This is a genomic window from Morganella morganii (genome assembly GCF_041099235.1).
GTDB lineage: Bacteria > Pseudomonadota > Gammaproteobacteria > Enterobacterales > Enterobacteriaceae > Morganella > Morganella morganii_E.
Genome location: NZ_JBFZSO010000001.1, coordinates 143,292 through 165,855 on the forward strand (window position 1 = coordinate 143,292; position 22,564 = coordinate 165,855).

General features: G+C 50.8%; 22 protein-coding genes. 10 read left to right on the plus strand and 12 right to left on the minus strand.

From position 1 onward, the window contains the following. The first annotated feature begins 10 nt into the window (after window positions 1–10). Complete coding sequence (locus AB7038_RS00710; RefSeq protein WP_368889281.1) at window positions 11–580, plus strand: YcxB family protein; 570 nt, start codon at window positions 11–13, stop codon at window positions 578–580. Window positions 581–605: 25 nt separating this feature from the next. On the opposite strand, the gene AB7038_RS00715 is transcribed toward AB7038_RS00710, so the two are convergent. Continuing rightward, entirely contained in the window at window positions 606–1,019 is a 414-nt protein-coding gene (locus tag AB7038_RS00715; RefSeq protein WP_072868208.1) for a YgiW/YdeI family stress tolerance OB fold protein, read from the minus strand. 181 nt (window positions 1,020–1,200) lie between these two features. Here AB7038_RS00715 and qseB point away from each other — a divergent pair, with 181 nt between their 5' ends. Both qseB and qseC read left to right on the plus strand, forming a co-directional pair. Beyond that, entirely contained in the window at window positions 1,201–1,872 is a 672-nt protein-coding gene (qseB, locus tag AB7038_RS00720) for a quorum sensing response regulator transcription factor QseB (RefSeq protein WP_369452601.1), read from the plus strand. Next, a complete protein-coding gene (qseC, locus tag AB7038_RS00725; RefSeq protein ID WP_369452753.1) occupies window positions 1,859–3,205 on the plus strand; it encodes a quorum sensing histidine kinase QseC in 1,347 nt (448 codons plus the stop codon). The genes qseB and qseC overlap by 14 nt, the downstream gene beginning before the upstream one ends. Here qseC and AB7038_RS00730 read toward each other — a convergent pair. Beyond that, entirely contained in the window at window positions 3,195–4,952 is a 1,758-nt protein-coding gene (locus AB7038_RS00730) for a SulP family inorganic anion transporter (protein WP_349418068.1), read from the minus strand. The genes qseC and AB7038_RS00730 overlap by 11 nt on opposite strands. A 217-nt stretch (window positions 4,953–5,169) precedes the next feature. On the opposite strand from AB7038_RS00730, the gene AB7038_RS00735 reads away from it, so the two are divergent. From AB7038_RS00735 to AB7038_RS00750, 4 genes are all read left to right on the plus strand, one after another. Then, entirely contained in the window at window positions 5,170–5,709 is a 540-nt protein-coding gene (locus AB7038_RS00735; RefSeq protein ID WP_004239196.1) for a septation protein A, read from the plus strand. Between the two features lie 69 nt (window positions 5,710–5,778). Beyond that, window positions 5,779–6,219: an acyl-CoA thioester hydrolase YciA gene (gene yciA / locus AB7038_RS00740; protein ID WP_004238167.1), complete on the plus strand. Its 441-nt coding sequence runs from the start codon at window positions 5,779–5,781 to the stop codon at window positions 6,217–6,219. A 136-nt stretch (window positions 6,220–6,355) separates the two neighbouring features. Then, window positions 6,356–7,729: an ATP-dependent RNA helicase DbpA gene (dbpA, locus tag AB7038_RS00745; protein ID WP_369452602.1), complete on the plus strand. Its 1,374-nt coding sequence runs from the start codon at window positions 6,356–6,358 to the stop codon at window positions 7,727–7,729. Window positions 7,730–7,859: 130 nt separating this feature from the next. Further along, window positions 7,860–8,642 carry a hypothetical protein gene (locus AB7038_RS00750; RefSeq protein ID WP_369452603.1) on the plus strand — a complete coding sequence of 261 codons (783 nt, stop codon included), beginning with the start codon at window positions 7,860–7,862 and terminating at the stop codon, window positions 8,640–8,642. A gap of 54 nt (window positions 8,643–8,696) precedes the next feature. Here the strand turns inward: AB7038_RS00750 and AB7038_RS00755 are convergent, their stop codons facing one another. After that, a complete protein-coding gene (locus AB7038_RS00755; RefSeq protein WP_369452604.1) occupies window positions 8,697–9,425 on the minus strand; it encodes a TonB family protein in 729 nt (242 codons plus the stop codon). Window positions 9,426–9,545: 120 nt separating this feature from the next. Next, a complete protein-coding gene (locus tag AB7038_RS00760; protein ID WP_108656983.1) occupies window positions 9,546–9,725 on the minus strand; it encodes a YciY family protein in 180 nt (59 codons plus the stop codon). 254 nt (window positions 9,726–9,979) lie between these two features. On the opposite strand from AB7038_RS00760, the gene cls reads away from it, so the two are divergent. Further along, a complete protein-coding gene (cls, locus tag AB7038_RS00765) occupies window positions 9,980–11,440 on the plus strand; it encodes a cardiolipin synthase (RefSeq protein ID WP_072868224.1) in 1,461 nt (486 codons plus the stop codon). A 69-nt stretch (window positions 11,441–11,509) separates the two neighbouring features. Continuing rightward, entirely contained in the window at window positions 11,510–11,842 is a 333-nt protein-coding gene (locus AB7038_RS00770; protein WP_024473172.1) for an HI1450 family dsDNA-mimic protein, read from the plus strand. Between the two features lie 20 nt (window positions 11,843–11,862). Here the strand turns inward: AB7038_RS00770 and AB7038_RS00775 are convergent, their stop codons facing one another. From AB7038_RS00775 to AB7038_RS00810, 8 genes are all read right to left on the minus strand, one after another. After that, window positions 11,863–12,420 carry a helix-turn-helix transcriptional regulator gene (locus AB7038_RS00775; protein WP_369452605.1) on the minus strand — a complete coding sequence of 186 codons (558 nt, stop codon included), beginning with the start codon at window positions 12,418–12,420 and terminating at the stop codon, window positions 11,863–11,865. 27 nt (window positions 12,421–12,447) lie between these two features. Further along, complete coding sequence (locus AB7038_RS00780) at window positions 12,448–12,672, minus strand: hypothetical protein (RefSeq protein WP_072868228.1); 225 nt, start codon at window positions 12,670–12,672, stop codon at window positions 12,448–12,450. 230 nt (window positions 12,673–12,902) lie between these two features. Next, window positions 12,903–13,901 carry a murein tripeptide/oligopeptide ABC transporter ATP binding protein OppF gene (gene oppF / locus AB7038_RS00785; protein ID WP_029990959.1) on the minus strand — a complete coding sequence of 333 codons (999 nt, stop codon included), beginning with the start codon at window positions 13,899–13,901 and terminating at the stop codon, window positions 12,903–12,905. Beyond that, entirely contained in the window at window positions 13,901–14,875 is a 975-nt protein-coding gene (locus tag AB7038_RS00790; RefSeq protein ID WP_369452606.1) for an ABC transporter ATP-binding protein, read from the minus strand. The genes oppF and AB7038_RS00790 overlap by 1 nt, the downstream gene beginning before the upstream one ends. Before the next feature lie 11 nt (window positions 14,876–14,886). Beyond that, a complete protein-coding gene (gene oppC, locus AB7038_RS00795; RefSeq protein WP_004238179.1) occupies window positions 14,887–15,795 on the minus strand; it encodes an oligopeptide ABC transporter permease OppC in 909 nt (302 codons plus the stop codon). 14 nt (window positions 15,796–15,809) lie between these two features. Next, window positions 15,810–16,730 carry an oligopeptide ABC transporter permease OppB gene (gene oppB, locus AB7038_RS00800; RefSeq protein WP_368889274.1) on the minus strand — a complete coding sequence of 307 codons (921 nt, stop codon included), beginning with the start codon at window positions 16,728–16,730 and terminating at the stop codon, window positions 15,810–15,812. Between the two features lie 79 nt (window positions 16,731–16,809). Further along, complete coding sequence (gene oppA / locus AB7038_RS00805) at window positions 16,810–18,450, minus strand: oligopeptide ABC transporter substrate-binding protein OppA (RefSeq protein ID WP_369452607.1); 1,641 nt, start codon at window positions 18,448–18,450, stop codon at window positions 16,810–16,812. Window positions 18,451–18,571: 121 nt separating this feature from the next. Beyond that, window positions 18,572–20,203: an ABC transporter substrate-binding protein gene (locus AB7038_RS00810; protein ID WP_368889272.1), complete on the minus strand. Its 1,632-nt coding sequence runs from the start codon at window positions 20,201–20,203 to the stop codon at window positions 18,572–18,574. 741 nt (window positions 20,204–20,944) lie between these two features. Between AB7038_RS00810 and AB7038_RS00815 the strand changes: the two genes are divergently transcribed. After that, window positions 20,945–22,513: an ABC transporter substrate-binding protein gene (locus tag AB7038_RS00815; RefSeq protein ID WP_368889271.1), complete on the plus strand. Its 1,569-nt coding sequence runs from the start codon at window positions 20,945–20,947 to the stop codon at window positions 22,511–22,513. Window positions 22,514–22,564: the final 51 nt, after the last annotated feature.

The following is a 22,564-nucleotide window of genomic DNA, read 5'->3' on the forward strand; positions in this document are numbered from 1 at the left end:
GAATACGATTATGATCACCCTGCCCGTCACGCTCACTGTTCAGGATCTGGCTGACTATCAGACTTTCAGTTTCCGGCATTTTTATCAGGAACCGGTCGGGTGGAGACGTATTCCTTATATTCTTATCTGGCTGATATTATGCGGGATGTTATTGCTTATTTTCAGTACCTTTTCACCGCTGCCGGGCAAGTTTGATATTTATTCTGTTTTTTACGGACTGAGTTGCGGGTTCTTATCACTGCTGGTGTTTATTTACAGCCGTTTTGTCAAAAGCAGGCGGGTTATGCGTCAGTTTTCTGTTCAGTCCGGACATTATCTCCTGCGGCCGGCAACATTTGAACTGAATAATGACGGGATAAACCAGGTTTCTGCCCTTTACCATTCTTTTTTTGCCTGGGAATCAGTCATTGATTATGCCGAAAGCGCCACCGGGCTTTATCTTTACCACGGTAAATATGACGGTATTATTATTCCGCTGCGGGATATTCAGTCAGAGGCACAAAAGAACGATATTTTGCATCTGCTGTCACAGAAAATAAGAAATGTGCAGATAAAGAATCAGGCCAGTAAGATGGCCTGATTATCCGGTGTGTCTGCGGTGGTGATTACTGTACTTTGCGCACCGCTTTTACATCCAGTTCAGTTTTATTCCACTCTTTGTCGATTTCCCCTTCGACCTCGATTTCATCCTGCGGCGTAACTTTCAGTCCGTCCCAGCGTTTCGGGGAGATTTCAGCACGGATAGTCCCGGTGCTGTCTTTAAATTCATAATGTTTGTTATCCAGCTGGCGGACGATCGTACCGCGCAGCACAACCGGTGCATCATCGGATAATTTCAGTGCATCCGCAACGGTCATTTTACGGGCATCAGGGCCGCTGAAACCGCCGTTTTGTGTCGTCGTGGTGGTTGTCACGGCTGTCGCGCCGGGACCTTCAAAACCGCCGTTGGCTGCAAAAACGGAACCGGCTGACCCTGCCAGTAAAGTGGCAAGTAATGCGAGTGCAGGTAATTTTTTCATCATTTATCTCCTTTATGAGGAAGCGTCTTTGCTTCATGGACACTATTAAACCATTAAGTTCTTAACAGGATCTTAAGGGGATGTCATTTTTGGTTATATTTTTAATTTCAGAAAAAACAGGTGGTTATCCTGAGATATCTGAGTTAAAACTAGTATAGCGCGATTTATACGGATAAGAATTATGCGGATATTATTAATTGAAGATGACCGGCTGATTGGCGACGGGCTGAAAATCGGCCTGAGCAAACTCGGCTTTACGCCTGACTGGTTTACCGATGGTCTGACCGGTCAGCAGGCGCTTTATGCTGCTCCTTATGATGCCGTGATCCTCGATCTCTCCCTGCCCGGCATGGACGGACTGGATATCCTGAAACAGTGGCGGTCAGAGGGGCGCGACGAGCCGGTACTGGTCCTGACTGCCCGTGATGCTCTTGAGCAGCGCGTCAGCGGTTTACAACAGGGTGCAGATGATTATCTGTGCAAACCGTTTGCCCTGGCGGAAGTGGCGGCGCGGTTACAGGCGCTGATCCGCCGCCGCTACGGTCAGGTCTCTGAAAAACTGGTGCTCGGCGACGTGGAGATGGACCCGGTGGCGATGACCGTCACCCGCAACGGCGTACCGGTGTCACTGAAAGGCAAAGAACTGGCGCTGCTGGCACTGTTTCTGCGCAACCCGCAGAAAGTACTGTCCCGCGCAATGATTGAGGAGAAACTGTATAACTGGGATGAAGATGTCTCCAGTAATGCCGTTGAAGTGCATATTCACCATCTGCGCCGCAAACTGGGACGCGGATTTATCAAAACCATCCATGGTGTCGGGTATGTTGCGGGAAAAAATGATGAAAACGTATAGTCTGCGCCTGCGGCTGGGCGGTTTATTATTGCTGATCACGGTGCTTACCTGGGGAGTGGCCAGTGTGTTTGCCTGGATACAGACCACAAAATCCATCAATGAATTATTCGATACGCAACAAATGGCTTTTGCCAAACGCCTGTCCGTTTTGCCTTCCGGACTGGAATTTCCGCCGTCTGCAATTCAGAAAACCAAAAAAATGCTCTCCGGTAACCGGGGAAAACAGGATGACGATGCATTCGCTTTTGCTATTTTCAGCCCGTCGGGCGAGCGGGTACTGGATGACGGCGAAAACGGCCGGAAAATTCCGTTCTCAGACAAGAAAAACGGGTTCCGTGACGGTTCGCTGGCGGATGATAACGACCGCTGGCGCTTTGTACAGCTGCCTTCCGCCGATGGCCGCTACATCATCGTGGTCGGTCAGGAATGGGAATACCGCGAGGATATGGGGCTGACTATTATCACTGCCCAGGCGGTCCCGTGGCTGGTGGCACTACCGCTGATGCTGCTTCTGTTCCTGTGGCTGCTGACCCGCGCCCTGACTCCGCTGCGCCTGCTGGCACGGCAGTTACAGCGCCGTAATCCGGCAGAGCTGACGCCGCTGGCCCCGCCGGTGCTGCCGAAAGAAGTCAGTCCGATGCTGGACGCTCTGAACGGGTTGTTTCTGCGGATCCGCGATCTGCGGGAACGGGAAAGCCGCTTTACCTCTGATGCCGCTCATGAACTGCGCAGTCCGCTGGCCGCGCTGAAAGTACAGACTGAAGTGATGCAGATTGCCGGGGATGACCCCGCCACCCGGGAACATGTGACCGCGAATCTGATCACCGGGATTGACCGCGCCACCCGTCTGGTGGATCAGCTGCTGACCCTCTCGCGGCTGGAATCACAGTCTCACCCGCAGGAAAGCACAGAGCTGCGCTGGTCAGACATTATTAATGATGCTGTTGCACAAACAGCTCCGGATGCGGCGGCACATCAGGTCAGTGTGATACCTGACCTCACCGCGCCTGAACTGACTGTCCGCGGCGAACAGCTGCTGCTGACCGTCATGCTGCGCAATCTGCTGCATAATGCCATCCGCTACGGCAAAACCGGCGGCACAGTTCAGCTGACGCTGACACCGCAGCGGTTAGTGATTGAAGATGATGGCCCGGGCGTCAGTGATGCGATACTGGCCCGGCTGGGAGAACGTTTTTACCGGCCGCCGGGACAGGAAAAAACCGGCAGCGGTCTGGGATTATCTATCGTTAAACGAATTGCGGAACTGCATCATATGACCATACAGTTCCGCCGCAGCCCGCAGGGCGGGTTTATTGCTGAAATCAGGTGGTGAGCGGTTTTTCCGCTCCCTCTGCCGCCTGCTCCATCGCCTCTTCTATCGCTTTGACACGGCTTTGCTGCTTGCTCTGAATCAGCCGGATAGCGAAATAGAGATCCGGCACAATAATCAAATCATCATCATTGCGTTTGATTTTATTTTCCGACACCCAGCGTGTCAGTTCGGTGCGCCGTCCCGCCAGGATCAGAGTGACACCTTTGATTTTCAGCTCGGTCACCAGCTCATTCAGTGTACTGAACACACTCATGTCATTATTGATAAAGCTGACGGTCGCATCCACCGCCACCCATCCGGGACGTTTCGGTGCGGTATTCACCACCTGTAGCACCCGTTTTTTAAAATACGCGACGTTGAAATAGGTCAGCGGTGAGTTAAAGCGATACATCAATAATCCGTCAACCTGATTAATATCCACGTTACTGTTGTTGATGGAATGGATCATCCCCTGCTCATCCACACCCAGTAACTGGTCTGTCGGACGAAAAACAGTGCGCAGGAACTGTACCAGTCCCAGCAGAACTGCAAATCCGATACCGTTGATCAGCCCCACCACCAGTACCGCCACCAGGGTAAACAGCGCCAGAGTGAATGCCGATTTATTCCGTTTACGGAAAGAAAAAATCTGACGGATGCTGAACATTGACCAGGAGGAATAAATCAGCACCACCCCGAGTGTCGCCAGCGGGATATGTCCGAGGAAGCCGGTCAGGAAAAACAGCACCAGTGCGATTAATCCGGCGGCGATCAGAGACACCATCTGTGTTTTACCGCCGGTGGCATCGTTGACAGCGGTACGGCTGGTTGCGGCACTGACCGCGAATCCCTGCGATAACCCGGAGGCAATGTTGATATACCCCTGTGCCCGCAGTTCCTGATCCACATCGATGGCATAGCCGTTTTTCTCGGCAAAACTGCGCACCGTCATCATAAAGCTGACAATACTGATCACCGCAAGGTTCAGTGACGGGATCACCAGTTCACGCAGCAGACCGGGGTCAAATGCCGGCATTTTGATATGCGGCAGCCCGTTACCGAGATTACCGACCACTGCAATCCCCATTGAGGCGAAATCCAGCTGTGCACTGACCAGTGTGGCAATCGTCATCACAATCAGCGGCCCCGGCCAGGTGCGGCGGACAGCCCGTAATAAAAACAGCGCCGCCAGGCTGGCACCGGAGAGGATCAGGGTCGGCATATGCATAAGATGCAGATGATCCGGCAGTGCCACCAGGCACTCAATCAGCTGGGACGGCAGTTCATCCAGCCCGAGTACATTACCTATCTGCCCGACAATAATTGTCACCGCCACGCCGTTAAGCAGCCCCTGTAAAATCGGCTGTGATAAAAAATCCGCAAACGCGGCAAGTTTGAAATGTCCGGCGATCAGGCACCAGACACCTGTCATCAGCGTCATAATAATCGCCAGTTGCCACAGCGTATCCGGGTCACCTTTAGCCAGCGGAATAATCGCCGCCGCAATCACCGCACAGGTTGCCGCATCCGGCCCGACAATCAGCTGACGGGAGGAGCCGAACAGCGCATAAGTCACCATCGGCAGGATACAGGCGTAGAGACCGACAATCGCATTAATGCCCATCAGTCCCGTGTAAGCGATAGCCACCGGCAACGCCACGGCAGCAACAGAAAGCCCCGCGCGGATATCAAAGCGCAGGTTTTTGCGTTCATAGTGCAGAAAAACAGAAAGTCCCGGCATCCAGCGCAAAAGTCGGTTCGACTGCATTATCGCCCCTTATAAAAATAGCGTATTAAGATGTACAATTTAATTTTACTGCTAATAGTTAAACTGATTTATAACCGAACGCGGATAAAGAAGATAGTCAGACCGCGTCTTATGGTAAAATATTGCAAAATCAATTGTAATATATTTTTTTTCTTTAAAAATAAGTGACTGGATGCCACGTGCTTAAAATAAATTTAAATTTCGGACAGACTCAATTATGAAGCAACTACTCGACTTTATCCCCCTGGTTATCTTTTTTGCCATATATAAAACCGTGGATATCTATTACGCCTCCGGTGCCTTAATTGCCGCGTCTGCGGTGGCGCTGGCCGTCCGCTGGTTCATGTATAAACATCTGGAGAAATCTGCCGTTATCACCTTTGTGATTGTGGCCATCTTCGGCACCCTGACCATCGTTTTCCATGATCCGCAGTTTATCAAATGGAAAGTGACCATTATTTATGCGCTGTTTGCTCTCGTGTTACTGGGCGGCCAGTTTATCTTCGGTAAGCCGCTGATTCAGAAAATGCTGGGCAAAGAGCTGACCCTGCCGCCGCAGGTCTGGCAGCGTCTGAATCTCGCCTGGGCGCTCTTCTTTATCGTCTGTGCGGCAGTCAACGTGTATGTCGCGTTCTGGTTATCCATGGATACCTGGATGAATTTCAAAGTGTTTGGTCTGACCGCTGTAACACTGGTATTTACCGTTGCCAGTGTGGTATATATTTACCGTCATCTGCCACGGGAAGAAGAAAAATAATAAAATCAACCGGATATCGGTTTGTTTACGCCGCTATCCTTTTTCGTTAAACGGATGTAAGTGTTTCTCATGACTCAACAACAATGTTTACCTAACGGGGAACTGGTGCTGCGCACCTTAACCATGCCGACAGACACCAATGCCAACGGGGATATCTTCGGCGGCTGGCTGATGTCGCAGATGGATATCGGCGGGGCTATTCTGGCAAAGGAGATTGCTCTCGGCCGCGTGGTGACAGTCCGCGTGGACGGCATTACCTTTCTGCGCTCTGTCGCAGTCGGTGATGTAGTCTGCTGTTATGCGCGCTGCCTGAAAACCGGGAATTCATCCATGACAGTCAAAGTCGAGGTCTGGGTGAAAAAAGTGGCTACCGATCCTATCGGTGACCGTTACCGGGCAACAGAAGCTGTCTTCAGTTATGTTGCGGTGGATGCGGATAACCGTCCCCGCCCGCTGCCCGACGGAAAACGTCATTTTCAGTTAGACAGCAGTAACAGTGATTTAAAATAATGTGTTTCATAACGGCCACTCTCCTGAGTGGCCGTTTTGTCTGCCGGAATAAACCACAGGTTCCCCGCGACACCGGCGTCCGGTAATAGTATCATTGCCGCAAATCTCTCTTTTTATTTAATCCGGAATTTTCATCGTGACCTCATTTGCTGAACTTAATGCACTTCCCGCAGAACAAATTACCAACCTGAATGAACTGGGTTATCTGACCATGACCCCGGTTCAGGCCGCCGCATTACCGGCCATTCTCGCGGGTAAAGATGTCCGTGCGCAGGCCAAAACCGGCAGCGGGAAAACCGCCGCATTCGGCCTGGGGCTGTTACAGCATATCGATGCCGGACACTTTATGACTCAGGCTCTGGTTCTGTGCCCGACCCGCGAACTGGCAGATCAGGTCGCCGGTGAGTTGCGCCGTCTGGCGCGTTATCTGCCGAATATCAAAATCCTGACCTTATGCGGCGGTGTGCCGTTCGGTGCCCAGCGGGATTCCCTGATCCACCCGCCGCACATTATTGTGGCCACCCCGGGTCGTCTGATTGACCATCTGAACAAAGACACGCTGCACCTTGATGCTGTCCGCACACTGGTGCTGGACGAAGCTGACCGTATGCTGGATATGGGCTTTGCTGACGATATTACTGAAATTCTCTCCCGTACCCCGGAAGAACGTCAGACCCTGCTGTTTTCCGCCACCTGGCCGGATGAGATTGCTGCCGTCAGCCGCCGTTTTCAGCGTGATCCGCAAACCATTGAAATCAACAGCACAGATGAACTCCCGGCGGTTGAGCAGCAGTTTTATGAAGTTTCACGGCGCGGCAAAACTGAATTGTTACAGAAATTACTGAGCCGCGAACAGCCGGCATCCTGTGTGGTGTTCTGCAACACCAAGAAAGATTGCCAGGATGTGTATGAAGCCCTGGAGAGCAGCGGACAGAGTGTTTTAGTGCTGCACGGTGATATGGAGCAGCGCGAGCGCGACCAGACCCTGATCCGCTTTGCCAACGGCAGCAGCCGTGTGCTGGTTGCCACTGATGTGGCGTCACGCGGGCTGGATATCAAAGCCCTTGAGCTGGTGATCAACTATGAACTGGCGTGGGATCCGGAAGTGCATGTTCACCGCATCGGCCGTACCGCCCGTGCCGGTGAAAGCGGGCTGGCGATCAGTCTGTGCGCACCGGAAGAAGCTGTCCGTGCAAATGCTCTGGAAGAGATGCTGCATATGAAACTGAACTGGCAGCCAATCCCTGCCGGGCTGCGCATCACTCCGCTGGATGCGGCAATGGCAACGCTGTGTATTGACGGCGGTAAAAAAGCCAAAATCCGTCCGGGGGACATTCTCGGCGCCATGACCGGTGATATGGGGCTCAACGGCGAAGATATCGGTAAAATCGTGATCCACCCGATGCATGCTTATGTCGCGGTGCGGCAAGGTATCGCGCAGCAGGCACGCAAACTGCTTCAGCAGGGTAAAATCAAAGGGAAACCTGTCAGAGTCAGATTGCTGAAATAATTTCAAAGGACAGCATTTCCCGTCAGCGGATGACATCTCTGTTTTGTATCCGGCCGGCCTTTTCTGGCCGGCTTTATTCCACCTGCATCTCAGCATTCTGCTGAGGCGTTTTCTGTTAAAGGGTCTTTGTATGGCAGCGCTGTTTAATGCTTTAGTCTCTGATTCAGTTATTTTATTTGTTGTTATCTTTATTTTATCTGTCAGCTCGGCCTATGCCGGAAAATACCTGTTCAAAAAACGTCACGGTAAAACCGAATTAGCGGATGATGAAACCAAAATTGTTCTCGGTGCCGTATTATCCCTGCTGGGCTTATTAATCGGCTTTTTACTGACGATTTCTATCGGCGGCTATAATAACCGCGAACAGATGGAAGAAAACGAAGCTATTGCTGTCGGTAATGCATTCCAGCGGGCACAATTACTGTCTCCGGAAAATAACCTGCGGGCAAATACCCTGCTTAACACTTATATTGACGCACGTATTGATTTTTTTAACGGCGGCTCACAGGCAAAAAATGAAAAATGGCGGGATATCTCCCTTGAGGCTCAGTCTTCTCTCTGGGAGATCGCAGCATCTGAAGCCCGCACGGCACCGAATCCGGTGATTGCCTCTGTGCTGACCGCATTCAGTGATCTCTATGTTTCCGAAGAAAAAACCATGGCCAGCTGGCGCTATCAGATCCCGGGAGCTGCCTGGGTATTACTGATTTTATTTGCCGTCAGTGCCAATGTGCTGATCGGGTATAATATCCGCGGACTGCGCGGCAGCAATATTATGATTTTAATTCTGCCGCTGCTGACCACCATGGCTCTGTTTATGATTGCAGAAATTGATATTCCGGGTGAAGGGGTTATTCATGTGGTACCGGATAACCTGGTGAATTTACGTGCTGATCTTTTCCCGGCAAAATAAGACAGAAACAAAAAACCCGGCATTTTTATGTGCCGGGTTTTCTTTTTTATCGGATCACTGAATAGAGGTTTTACCGTCGATCCGGAAAATAATGGTTGTCGTCATGCCTTTCTTCGGCTTTTTCTCGTAACGCCATTTACGCATCGCATTACGGACTTCGCGTTCAAACATATTTTTCGGTGATGCTTCGATAATATCGATATTCTGAATACGGCCATCGGTATCAACATCAAATCTGACCCGCACCTTCCCTTCTTTGCCGAGGCTGCGTGCCCGTGCCGGATAGACCGGATCAGCGCGGTTCAGGGCTTTCGGGTCACCGCCGCCAGCATCACTTTGTCCGGCAGAGGCCACATTTCCGACCGGGCCTGCAGGGGCTTTCTGCACGTTCTGCTGACCTTCCGGCGTACCACTGAACAGCGGTTTATCGGAGACCGGTGCTTTGGTTTCAACCGGTTTTACGGCCGGTTTCTCAATTTTTTTCTCTTTTTTCGGTTTTGGTTTTTTCTCAACCGGTTTCTTTTCCACCGGTTTTTCAATAACCGGCTTCACGACCGGTTCAGGTTCAGGCTCGGGCTCCGGTTCTGTTTCGGGTTCCGGTTCAGGCTGAGGTTCAGCCACAGCAGCTGCCGGTGCCGGCGCAAACGCCGCCATTTCCACCATCAGCACTTTAGGTTCGTCCTCAACCTCCTTATTCATGTTGTAGTAAATCGCTGCGGCCACAGAGGCATGCAGACAAAGAGAAATGAGAATTGGCCAGCTGATCCAGCGAAAAATAGGCATAGTCGATACAATCTTATAAGCAGCTAATAATGACAATGGTCACTAGTGTAAATGCAAATAGCAATCAATTTCAATACGAAAGACGCAACCATTGTCACTTATCGTGCTGATGGTCACTTCTTAGTGGCTTAATCCAGCCTGAGCAAACAGCAGCGAACGGCGTTGTCTCGCAATATCCAGCTTGCGCAGAGCAAAAATCCGGATGTTCCGCCGGGACTGACTTTCCAGCCAGCGACGACGACGACGGGTTGCCTGCCGTAACATACGCCAACGTGCAACTTCCGGTCTGCTGTGTCTCATAACTAAACCCTTTTTTAGACTGTGTGAAAAAATAAGCTAATAATAAGGGCAATTATTATAAACTGCCTGACACAATAACCAACCGCTTTCCCGCAATATCTGCAAACATCAGCAGAAAAAAGTGGCTAAACTGACTTAAATCACAAATATAGCAGCATTACAGAAAGCTTTCTGATACATTTTCCGTTGGAGTTTCAATCAGATCCTGTGCCTGTTTTGTCTGCAAACCTTATTCTTAGGGAAAGATAATACCTATGTCGACATTTTATACGCTGTTATACTGGCTGAGTATTCTTTTCTACTGGCTGCTGGTGGCCGGTATCTCTGTCCGCGTGATGTACAAACGCCGCCCGGTGACATCTACCATGACCTGGTTACTGATCATCTATATTCTGCCTTTTATCGGGATAATCGCTTATCTCGCTTTCGGTGAACTGCATCTCGGCCGCCGCCGGGTTGAGCAGGCAAAAGGAATGTGGACGTCAGTCTCCGGCTGGGTTGAAAATCTGCGTCAGTCAAAACACATTTTTGCCACTGAAAACAGCACCCAGGCGACCCCGCTGTTTCAGCTGATCGAACACCGCCAGGGTATTCCCGGGGTAAAAGGCAACCAGATTCAGCTGTTTACCACCTGCGAAGACTCATTGCGCCAGATTGTCAAAGATATCGATAATGCAAAACACAGCATTGATATGGTGTTTTACATCTGGAAACCGGGCGGTGATGTGGACAATGTCACCAATGCCCTGCTCGCCGCCGCAAAACGGGGCGTAAAATGCCGGATTATGGTGGACTCTGCCGGTAGCTGGCACTTTTTCCGCCATGATTATCCGGAGATGATGCGGAATGCAGGGATCGAGTTTGTCGAAGCCCTGCCGGTAAATATTCTGCGTTTCGCCCTGCGCCGCATGGATTTACGCCAGCACCGGAAAATCGTCACTATCGATAACTATATTTCCTACACCGGCAGTATGAACATGGTGGATCCGCGCTACTTTAAACAGGATGCCGGTGTCGGTGAATGGGTGGATATTCTTGTCCGGATGGAAGGCCCTGTCACCACCCTGTTCGGTATTATCTACGCACTGGACTGGGAAATGGAACGCGGCGAACGCCTGTTACCGCCGCCGCCGGACGATATTGAAATGCCGTTTGAAAAAGACAGCGGTCATACCGTCAATATTGTGGCTTCCGGTCCGGGTTACCCTGAAGAGCTGATCCAGCAATCCCTGATGACGGCTATTTTTTCCGCACAGGAGCGTCTGACCTTCACCACACCGTATTTTGTTCCGAGCGATGACCTGATGCATGCCATCTGTACCGCCGCCATGCGTGGTGTGCGTGTTGCGATTGTGATGCCGCGCCTTAATGACTCATTCCTCGTCCGCTGGGCAAGCCGTGCGTTCTATACTGAACTGCTGGAAGCCGGTGTGGAAATCTATCTGTTCGAGGATGGTCTGCTGCACACGAAAAGTGTCCTCGTGGATGACCAGCTCAGTATGGTCGGTTCCGTAAACCTGGATATGCGCAGCCTGTGGCTCAACTTTGAAATCACCGCCGTTATCGATGATGAAAGTTTTGCCGGTGACCTGAATATTGTCCAGAATGACTATATTTCACGCGCAACCCGCCTCGATTACACCGAGTGGGAAAAACGTCCGCTGACCAACCGGGTTCTTGAGCGGTTATGTTATTTCTTCAGCCCGCTGCTGTGATAAACTGACCCTCTTTATTATCCCCGCCGGTATAAAACGGCGGGGGATCACCGGAATGTAACCTGACCTATGAGTACCTCTCTGCCCCGTCGCCTCAGCGAGCAAGAAACGATTGAAATGGCCTATGACCTGTTTCTGGAACAGGCAATGGATAACCTTGACCCCGCAGACGTCCTGCTGTTCAACCTTCAGTTTGAAGAGATCGGTGGTGCTGAAATTGTACCAACCGGCAGTGACTGGTCAGAGTTTGCACCTTTTCTGGCACAAAACCCGGCATGTGCCGAAGTGGTTATCGGCCTGGCTCCGGATGAAAATGCCGATATCGACCAGATTTTTGCCAGGGTACTGATTTCCCGGCATTTTACCGGCTCACCGGAATACGCCGTCCGCTGGCGGGAATAATCTCCCCGCCGGGCACGCTGTCAGCAGCGGCATTTTTCCCGCCGGGCAATTAATGACCTTGTGATAATGTCAATTTCAGCGGGATCTTCCGCAGCCCCTGCCCGTAATGCCACATTCCATTTGCTGACAATTTTTGCGTTTTCTGCCAGCTCAGAATGTGCAGCCAGCCGCCCCTGAGCCATCAGCCAGGATGCGACCGCAGCCCAGTCCCATAACGGGGATTGTCCGCGCAACCGCTGTACCGGTCCCGGAAAGGTTCCCGGGCCGCGTGCGCCATCTTTGAGTAACGCGATTGCCTGACGTGACATGCCGGTCAGTTCCGCAATATCACTCAGGCCGACAAGAGCGGAATCCACTGATTCCACCCGTGCATTCACACCGGCTGACTCCACGTCTTCCACCGCCGTGCGGATTGCACAGTCCAGAGATGGTGCTTCCCGGTCAAATTCCAGATAGACCGATTTGCCGTAAAAACAGAGTAATGCATCATCACAACCGCCTGTAAATAAGGCATCCTCCAGGTTCTCTGTATCCGCCGTCACACCGGACAGCGTCAGCGTAAAATTATACAGTGCCATTATTTTCCCCTTTCCTGCTGCCCGTTTTCACTGACAGGTATCCACTTTTCGTCTGATCTGTTTTGCATGGTTTTCCGGATTCCGCGGTGTTGACCAGACACTCATCTGATGCTGCCGGTGCTCATCATACGGTGACCCGCACCGTAACCGGCAGAATGCATGTGAGGAATTCCCCGGTGCAATCCATATCCATCCCTGCAACAGTGCATATTCAATCGCAGACTGAATATGTTTATCCGGATGTTTCTTCATTTCCTGTACCTACTGTAGTTTATGTGTTGACATTAGTCAACACTCCGTTATTGACACCTGAAAAACCGGCTGTGCTTTTTAATAACGGAATCAGTAAGCTGCCTGCAAGGCCGCGAAGTACGCTCTGTCAGATTTTGCGGCTGATGCGGAAAAGCAGGATGTGAAGATGAAAAAAAAGCGCCCGTACCGGGCGCTCTGTCTCAAAAATAAGATTAACGGCTTTACCGTATTTACAGCGGATCAACCTTCAGGCAGGAAACCGCATGGCGGAAACTGCCTTCCAGCAGCGGCCGGGTTCTTGCACATTCACTGTCCGCCAGCGGACAGCGGGTGCGGAAGACACAGCCGGACGGCGGATTAATCGGTGACGGCAGTTCCCCTTCCAGCAGCTGAATTGTTTTATTCTGCTCTTTGTCCGGATCAGGTACCGGCACCGCAGACATCAGCGCCCTGGTGTACGGATGCAGCGGGTTATGATACACCTCGTCATACGTACCGAGTTCCACTGCGTGGCCGAGATACATCACCAGCACACGGTCAGAAATGTGTTTCACCACTGCCAGGTCGTGAGCGATAAAAATAAGGGACAATCCCATCTCCCGCTGTAATTCTTTCAGCAGGTTCACCACCTGGGCCTGGATAGACACATCCAGCGCTGAAACCGGCTCATCACAGATAACCAGTTTCGGCTCGAGGATCAGCGCGCGGGCGATACCGATACGCTGACACTGTCCGCCGGAAAATTCATGCGGATAGCGGTTCACCAGATTCGGCAGCAGCCCGACTTTCATCATCATGGCTTTGACTTTGTCTGTCACTTCCGTCTTACTCATTGACGGATAATAAGTGCGCAGCGGCTCTGCAATAATATCGCCGATAGTCATACGCGGGTTGAGTGATGCCAGCGGATCCTGGAAAATCATCTGGATGTCATTGCGGACGTTATGCCAGTCTTTTTCACTCATACCGCACAGGTCTTTACCCAGCCAGGTTACCCGGCCGGCCGTGGATTTCACCAGGCCGATAATCGCGCGGGCAAACGTGGATTTCCCGCAACCGGATTCCCCGACCACCCCGAGTGTTTCACCTTCATACAGACGGACTGTTACGCCATCCACCGCTTTCAGGCTTTTGGCCGGCTGCCAGAACCATTGCTTATTGTCTCTGATGGAAAAATGGACTTTTAAATCTTCAATTTCCAGCAGAACCGGACGTTCTGAATGTGTCATTATGCCAACTCCTCTGCAGTTCTGAAGCAGGCACGCAAACGGCCCTGAGAAAATGCCTGTAACGGTGGTTCATTCCGCGCGCATTCGTCAGTCGCATACTGGCAGCGCGGACGGAACGGACAGCCTGCCGGAAGACGCAGCAGGTTCGGCGGGTTACCCGGTATCGTGGCGAGTTCACTGTCTTCCTGCCCGTCAAGGCGCGGAACCGCCTTAAGCAGCCCGATAGAGTACGGGTGTGACGGATGATAAAACACATCGCGGGCCGTACCGTATTCCATGGTGCGTCCGGCGTACATAACCAGCACTTTGTCACAGATACCGGCGACCACACCCAGGTCATGGGTGATCATAATAATCGCCGTGTTAAATTCATTCTTCAGCTCATTGAGCAGTGTCATGATTTGCGCCTGTACTGTCACATCCAGCGCCGTGGTCGGTTCATCCGCAATCAGCAGCTTCGGCTTACACAGCAGCGCCATCGCAATCATAACGCGCTGGCGCATCCCGCCGGAGAACTCATGAGGATACATATTCATCCGTTTGCGGGCTTCGGGCATTTTCACCGCGTCCAGCATCCGGACAGATTCCTCAAAAGCATCATGAGAACTCAGACCTTTATGCAGCATCAGCACTTCCGTCAGCTGTTTGCTGACTTTCATGTACGGGTTGAGCGAGGTCATCGGATCCTGGAAGATCATGGAAATCTCTTCCGCCCGCATTTTGTTCAGTGCTTTCTCTTTCAGATTGAGAATTTCACGCCCGTTGAACACCGCAGAGCCGCTGACCACACCATTGCGGGCCAGCAGTCCCATCAGCGCAAACGCCGTCTGTGATTTTCCGGAGCCGGATTCACCGACAATCCCGAGTGTCTCACCCGCCGACAGCGAAAAATTCAGTTTGTTCACAGCGGTGACATCGCCGTCCGGCGTTTTGAATGTCACGTTCAGGTCGTTAACCTGTAATAACTGAGTCATTGGCGGCCTCCTCAGCGATCTTTCGGGTCAAGGGCATCGCGCAGCCCGTCACCGATAAAGTTGAAACAAAACAGAGTCACCACCAGGAATGCTGCCGGGAACATCAGTAACCAGGGCGAAACTTCCATTGAGTTAGCACCGTCATTGAGCAGCGCGCCCCAGCTGCTTAACGGCTCCTGTGTGCCCAGTCCGAGGAAGCTGAGGAAGGATTCAAACAGGATCATACTCGGCACCAGCAGTGAGGCGTAAACCACCACCACACCCAGCACGTTCGGGACAATATGACGCAGAATGATATTGCGGGTCGGCACACCGCACACTTTCGCCGCCTCAATAAATTCTTTGCTCTTCAGGCTCAGTGTCTGGCCGCGCACAATACGCGCCATATCCAGCCAGGAAACCATACCGATAGCCACAAAAATCAGAAAAATATTCTGACCAAAGAAGGTCACCAGCAGGATAACAAAGAACATAAACGGGAAGGAGTTGAGGATTTCCAGTACACGCATCATGACAGAGTCAGTTTTGCCGCCGACATAGCCGGACATCGCACCGTACAGTGTTCCCACCAGCACAGCGACCAGCGCTGCCGCCAGCCCCACCATCAGCGAGATACGCCCGCCGATAGCCACACGCACCAGCAGATCACGGCCCGAGGAATCAGTACCAAAATAGTGGCCGCTCTCCGTATCCGGTGCTGCGGACATCATGCCCCAGTCGGTATCGTCATACGCGAACTCCGACAGCATTGGCATAAAAATCACAAACAGGGTAATTAAAAACAACAGACACAGACTGGTGATCGCGGCTTTGTTATGCATAAAGCGGCGGCGGGCATCCGCCCACAAGCTGCGTCCTTCGACATCAAGCTGCTCCGTAAAATTTTCCAGAGCTTCGCGGTTTTTTTCATTCGGTAACATAGCGTGCTCCGGGACTAATAACGGATTTTCGGATCGATAACGGCATACAGCACGTCAACGATACAGTTAAAGGCGATGGTCAGTGTGCCGACCAGGATGGTCAGACTCAGCACCAGAGAGTAATCACGGTTCAGCGCGCCGTTGACAAATAACTGCCCCACGCCCGGTAAACCGAAAATCGTCTCAATCACCATTGAACCCGTGATAATCCCCACAAATGCCGGTCCCATATAAGAGACCACCGGTAACAGTGCCGGGCGCAGCGCATGCCGCCAGACAATCTTACGCATCGGCAGACCTTTGGCCCGTGCGGTACGGATAAAGTTGGAGTGCATCACCTCAATCATGGAGCTGCGCATAATACGGGAGATACTGGCGATATAGGCCAGTGACAGCGCGATCATCGGCAGAATGATATTGCTGAGCTGCCCGTCGTTCCAGCCGCCGCCCGGCAGCCAGTGCAGATGGATGGCAAAAATAAGTACCAGCAGCGGCGCTACCACAAAGCTGGGGATAACCACCCCGGTCATGGCAAAGCCCATGACGGTATAGTCCCATTTGGTGTTCTGGTTCAGCGCGGCTATCACACCGGCACTCACCCCGACAATCAGTGCCAGCACAAACGCCGCCAGCCCGAGTTTTGCGGAGACCGGAAACGCGGAGGCGACCAGGTCATTCACCGAGTAATCTTTATATTTAAAGGAAGGCCCGAAGTCCCCCTTTGATAACTGAACTAAATAATCAAAATACTGAACGTGAATCGGATCATTAAGATGGTATTTGGCTTCAATATTCGCCATCACTTCCGGCGGCAATTGACGCTCACCGGTAAATGGGCTGCCCGGAGCCAGACGCATCATAAAGAAAGAGATGGTAATTAACACAAAAAGCGTCGGGATCGCCTCGAGTATACGGCGAAGAATAAACTTAAACATTGCCCGTTCCTATACAGTACCCGCTTCCCGGGGTACACACTACACAGGCCGCCCTTCGCAGGGCGGCCAACCGTCGGTATTATTTTTTAATCATATATAAGTTTTTGGTGTGGAAGTGATCCAGCGGATCTTTTCCGGTATAGCCACCCACATACGGTTTCACTAAACGGGTACTGACATAGTAATAGACCGGCACGATGGCAGAGTCTTTATCCAGCTGAGCTTCCGCCTGCTGATAGATCTGCGCACGTTCCGCATCGGTTTTCACCTGAAGGGATTGTTTCATCAGCTTATCAAACTCCGCACTCTTATAATGCGGGGTATTGGTGCTGCTGTAAGAGAGAACCATATTCAGGAATGAAGACGGTTCGTTATAATCCGCACACCATGCGGCGCGGGCAACATCATAGGTTCCCTGATGGCGGGTATCGAGGAAGGTTTTCCATTCCTGGTTAACCAGCTGAACTTCCGCACCGAGGTTTTTCTTCCAGATAGACGATGCGGCGATCGCCATTTTCTTATGCAGATCAGATGTGTTATACAGCAGATTAAATTTCAGCGGATTATCTTTATTAAACCCGGCTTCTTCCAGCAGTTTGCGTGCTTTTTCGTTACGCTGATCCTGCGTCATATTCGCGAACCACTCAGGCTTTTTGGCTGACATACCATCCGCAAACGGCGGAGTGAAACCAAATGCCGGGGTATCCCCCTGTGCTTTGACTTTGTTGACCATAATGTCGCGGTCAAGGCTCAGTTTCAGGGCTTCACGGACTTTCGGGTTATCAAACGGCGCTTTTTCGTTATTGATTTCGTAGTAATAGGTACACATATACGGTGAAATGCGCAGTTCGTCAGGAATTTCTTTTTTCAGTTTCTGGAACAGTTCAATCGGCAGGTTGTTATAGGTCATGTCGATTTCACCGCTGCGGTAGCGGTTAACATCAGTAACTTCAGAGGAAATCGGCAGGAAACGGACATTATTGATAACGGTTTTTTCGTTATCCCAGTATTTCGGGTTGCGGGTCAGTTCAATTTTTTCGTTAACCACCCAGTCTTTCAGGGTGTATGCACCGTTGCTGACATAGTTGCCCGGCTGAGTCCACTTATCACCGAACTTCTCAACGGTGGCCGGATGCACCGGAGACATGGAGTTATGCGCCAGCAGTTTCGGAATGTACGGCACTTCTTCGGAGAGGGTCAGTTCAAGGGTTTTATCATCCAGCGCTTTGATGCCCAGCTCTTCCGGCTTTTTCTTCCCGGCGATAACATCATCAATATTTACCACATGGGCATACTGGAGATAACTGGCATACGGTGATGCGGTATTCGGATCAGCCAGGCGGCGCCAGCTGTAAACGAAGTCCTGCGCGGTGACCGGGTCACCGTTGGACCATTTTGCATCTTCGCGGATTTTAAACGTCCAGACTTTAAAATCTTTATTTTCCCAGGAAATTGCCGAGCCCGGCAGAATTTCACCACTTGGCCCTTCCAGGGTAATACCTTCCATCAGGTCACGGATAATATTCGCTTCCGGTACCCCTTCCACTTTATGCGGATCCAGTGACTGCGGCTCAGAGCCGTTATTGCGGATTAAATCCTGCTTATCTGCCAGCTGAACACCGGCCGGTACATCCGCAGCAAACGCCTGTGTACCAATTCCCATCCCCATAGCTGCGACCACACTGAGTGCCAGCAGTGTTTTTTTCGTTGAATTAACCATCTTACATAAACTCCCCATTGACGAATGTGTTTTGCGTTTGTTGCGTTTTTATCAGGTGCTTTTCGTTTTAACTTCCGCACCTTCATTTTTTTCGCACTCTGTGAGTGCAAATTTTTTATTATTAATGTGTTTCTACCATATATAAGCGCTTAATATCCATATAATCAAGCGGGTCATTGCCGGTAATTCCGCCGACTGATGGTTTTATCAGCCGGACACTCACGCGATAATAAACAGGAATTAATGCAGAGTCCTGATCTAACTGAGTTTCTGCCTCCTGGTAAGCGGATTGACGTGTTTTTACATCCGTTGCCAGCAAAGCGCGCTGCATTGCACTGTCAAACGCGGTATTTCGGTAGAAACTGGTGTTATTACTGCTGTCTGACAGAAAAATATTCAGAAATGAGGACGGCTCATTATAATCCGCGCACCAGGTCGCCCGCGCTACCTGATAATTCCCTTCATGACGGTTCTGATTGGATGTTTTCCATTCCTGGTTTTTCAGCACCACTTTCGCACCGATATTTTTCTGCCACATGGACGCGGCGGCAATCGCCTGCTGTTTATTCTGATCGGACGTGTTATAGAGTAATTCAAAGGTCAGCGGATTTTTTTCGCTGTAACCGGCTTCTTCCAGCAGTTTGCGCCCTTTTTCATTGCGCTGTTCCTGCGTCAGGGATGCCCATTCCGGCGTGGTGAAATGCCCGCCGTTAATATAATGCGGGGTAAAACCGTAAGCGGGAATTTGTCCCTGCCCCATGATTTTATGAGTGATAATATCGCGATCCAGCCCCAGTTTGACGGCTTCGCGTACTTTCGGGTCGGTAAACGGTGCCGCAGTATTATTTATTTCATAATAGAACGTGCATAAATACGGGGAAATCTGAACCTGTGCCGGAATATCTTTTTTCATTTTGGCAAATAAAACCGGCGGCACTGAACTGTTGGTGACATCGATTTCACCGGCACGGTAACGGTTAATATCACTGGTTTCTGACTGGAGCGGCAGGAATGTAGCCTGTTCAATCACGGTTTCTTTATCATTCCAGTATTTCGGATTGCGCTTAAGCACCAGCCGTTCATTCACATTCCAGGCAGACAGGGTATATGCGCCGTTACCGGTAAATTTTCCGGCGGATGTCCATTTATCACCAAATTGTTCAATCGCCCCTTTCGGTACCGGCTTCAGTGCAGTATGGCTCAGCATATCCGGGAAATACGGCACCGGCTGAGTCAGCTGAACCTGAAAGGTTTTATCATCAATCGCTTTGACACCGAGGCTTTCCGGTGGTTTTTTACCGCTGATAATATCATCCACATTTTCGACATAGGCATAATGCAGATAACTGCCGTAAGGTGATGCGGTTTTCGGATCAGCCAGCCGCCGCCAGCTGTAGACAAAATCCTGTGCGGTCACCGGCGAGCCGTCACTCCACTTTGCATCCGGCCGCAGTGTGAATGTCCAGATGCGGTTATCCGGGGACGACCAGCTTTCTGCCACTCCGGGCACAATATGACCATCACCGTCAGTGGAAACCAGCCCTTCCAGCAGATTAAGAATAATGTTGGATTCCGGCACGCCTTCCACTTTATGCGGATCAAGTGATACCGGTTCAGTACCGTTATTGATAACAATAACCTGTTTTTCCGCCAGTTTGGTTCCCGGCGGAACCTGTGCCGCCCATGCGGAATAAGAGAGTGCACTCAGCAGCAGCGCCTGCGTGAGAGAAACAGCAATAGTGTGTTTTTTCATCTTCCGTCCCTTCTGAATAACACCTGTTAAATGAACAACGTGATTAAAAAATCGCAAATGCTTTATTTATAAGTGCCGTCAGCGACGGGATCAGCCTGTTTTTCGGTGCTGTTTTCCGGCCTGATGTGCATTTTCCGGGGCAGTGATTGTTTTTATCTGCAAACAGTACCGTTCTGCCGCTGAAATAAAACATTAACCCAAGACTGCTTATGATCCGTCTGTTTTGTTCAGCCCGGATAAAAAAATAAACATTTAATTAACAAAAAGCAATTTTTCCAGATAAAAACCCTGCTTCCATCACAGTTTTAACTGATTAAATATTAACAACCACTTAAAAAACAACTGTAAATAAAAAGAGTAAAGCAAAAAATTTCACTGAAATATCAATCTGGTGAGCACTGAAAATAATGGATTGACGGCAAATATAGTTTCTGTTGTTTATTTAACCATCTTTATCTGTTATACCCGTTTATTACTGAACGGTACGGGTTAGCGTATCCGCCCATACCGCGCCATTTTTAGTGTGATTTTTTATGAACTGATAACCCGTTGTTATATTACTGCTGTTTTTCCGCTTTTTTTGCCGGTGAAATCTCCCGGTCAGCAATTTCAGACTATGATTAATTTTAGCTATAACGAAAAGTTATAAACAAGCACGTAACAGACTTTGCAAAACAGCGCTGTTTTTTTTAACGTGTCAGTATTACAAAAATCAATAACACCGCGTTTCAGGGGAAATATATGAAAAAAACATATCCGGCAGCGTCACTGGCTCTGCTCTTTTCCGTCTCCGCATTTGCCGCCACACCACCGAATACCTTAATTGTTGTCCAGAGCCTGGATGATATTGTCAGCCTGGATCCGGCAGAAAGTAATGAACTGTCCAGTATCCAGACCGTTCCCAGCTTATATCAGCGTCTGGTGCAGCCGAACCGTGATAATCCGGAGCAGCTTGACGCGATCTTACTGGAAGACTGGCAGGCCGATGCCGCCAATAAAACCCTGACCGTCCGGATTAAAGAGAATGCAAAATTTGCCTCCGGCAACCCGGTACGCCCGGAAGATATTATTTTCTCTTACCAGCGAGCTGTGGTCATGAATAAATCGCCTGCATTTATTCTCAATATTCTCGGCTGGAATAAAGAAAATATCGCGCAGCAGTTTGAAAAAACCGGCGACCGCACCCTGAAAATAAAATGGAGCGCGGATATCAGCCCGGATGTGGCACTGAATCTGTTATCCACCCCGATAGCCTCGGTGGTGGATGAAAAACTGGTGACACCGAATATTAAAAATAATGACTTCGGTAATGCATGGCTGAAAATGCACTCTGCCGGCAGCGGTGCTTATTCTCTGAAAGTCTATCAGCCGAACCAGGCCATTGTGATGGCTGCCAACCCGCATGTCTCCACCGGCGAGGCCAAAATTCCGTCCGTTATTATTAAAAATGTGCCGGACCCGGCTTCACGCCGTCTGCTGATTCAGCAGGGTGATGCGGATATTGCCCGTGAACTGGGTGCTGACCAGACTGCGGCACTGAAAAACAGCGCCGGGGTGCGGGTGGAAAATATTCCGTCCGCCGAGCAGGATTATATGGCGTTCAACACCGGCAACAATGCCAATCCGCTGCTGAAAAACCCGGCATTGTGGGAAGCGGCCCGTTATCTGGTGGATTACGAGGGTATTACCCGCGATTTACTGAAAGGCCAGTATTTTATTCATCAGAGCTTCCTGCCGGTCGGTTTACCGGGCGCGCTGGAAAATAACCCGTATAAATTTGATCCGGCCAAAGCCAAAGAGATTCTGGCAAACGCCGGGATTAAAGATGCTCATTTCACCCTCGATGTGGAAAACAAACCGCCGTATATCACTATTGCCCAGTCGCTTCAGGCCAGTTTTGCTCAGGGCGGCATAAAAGTGGAATTATTACCGGCGGCAGGCAGTCAGGTCTATTCCCGCGTACGGGCACGCCAGCATCAGGCAGCCATCCGTTTCTGGATCCCTGACTATTTTGATGCCCATTCCAATGCCAGCGCCTTCGCCTTTAATGACGGCAAGAGCAGCACCGTTGCGTGGCTGAACGGCTGGGATATTCCTCAGTTATCACAAACCACACTGAAAGCCGTGGCGGAGCCGGATAAAGCCAAACGTGCGCAGATGTATACCGCCATGCAGGAAGAGTTACAGCGCAGTTCTCCGTATGTCTTTATGGCACAGGGACAAAACCAGGTGGTACTGCGTGATAACGTGAAAGGCTATCAGCAGGGACTGAACGCAGACATGGTGTATTACGACAGAGTCACCAAATAATCTGCTGATTTTCCGGTTATCACCCCGTCAGTACCGCTGACGGGGTTTGTG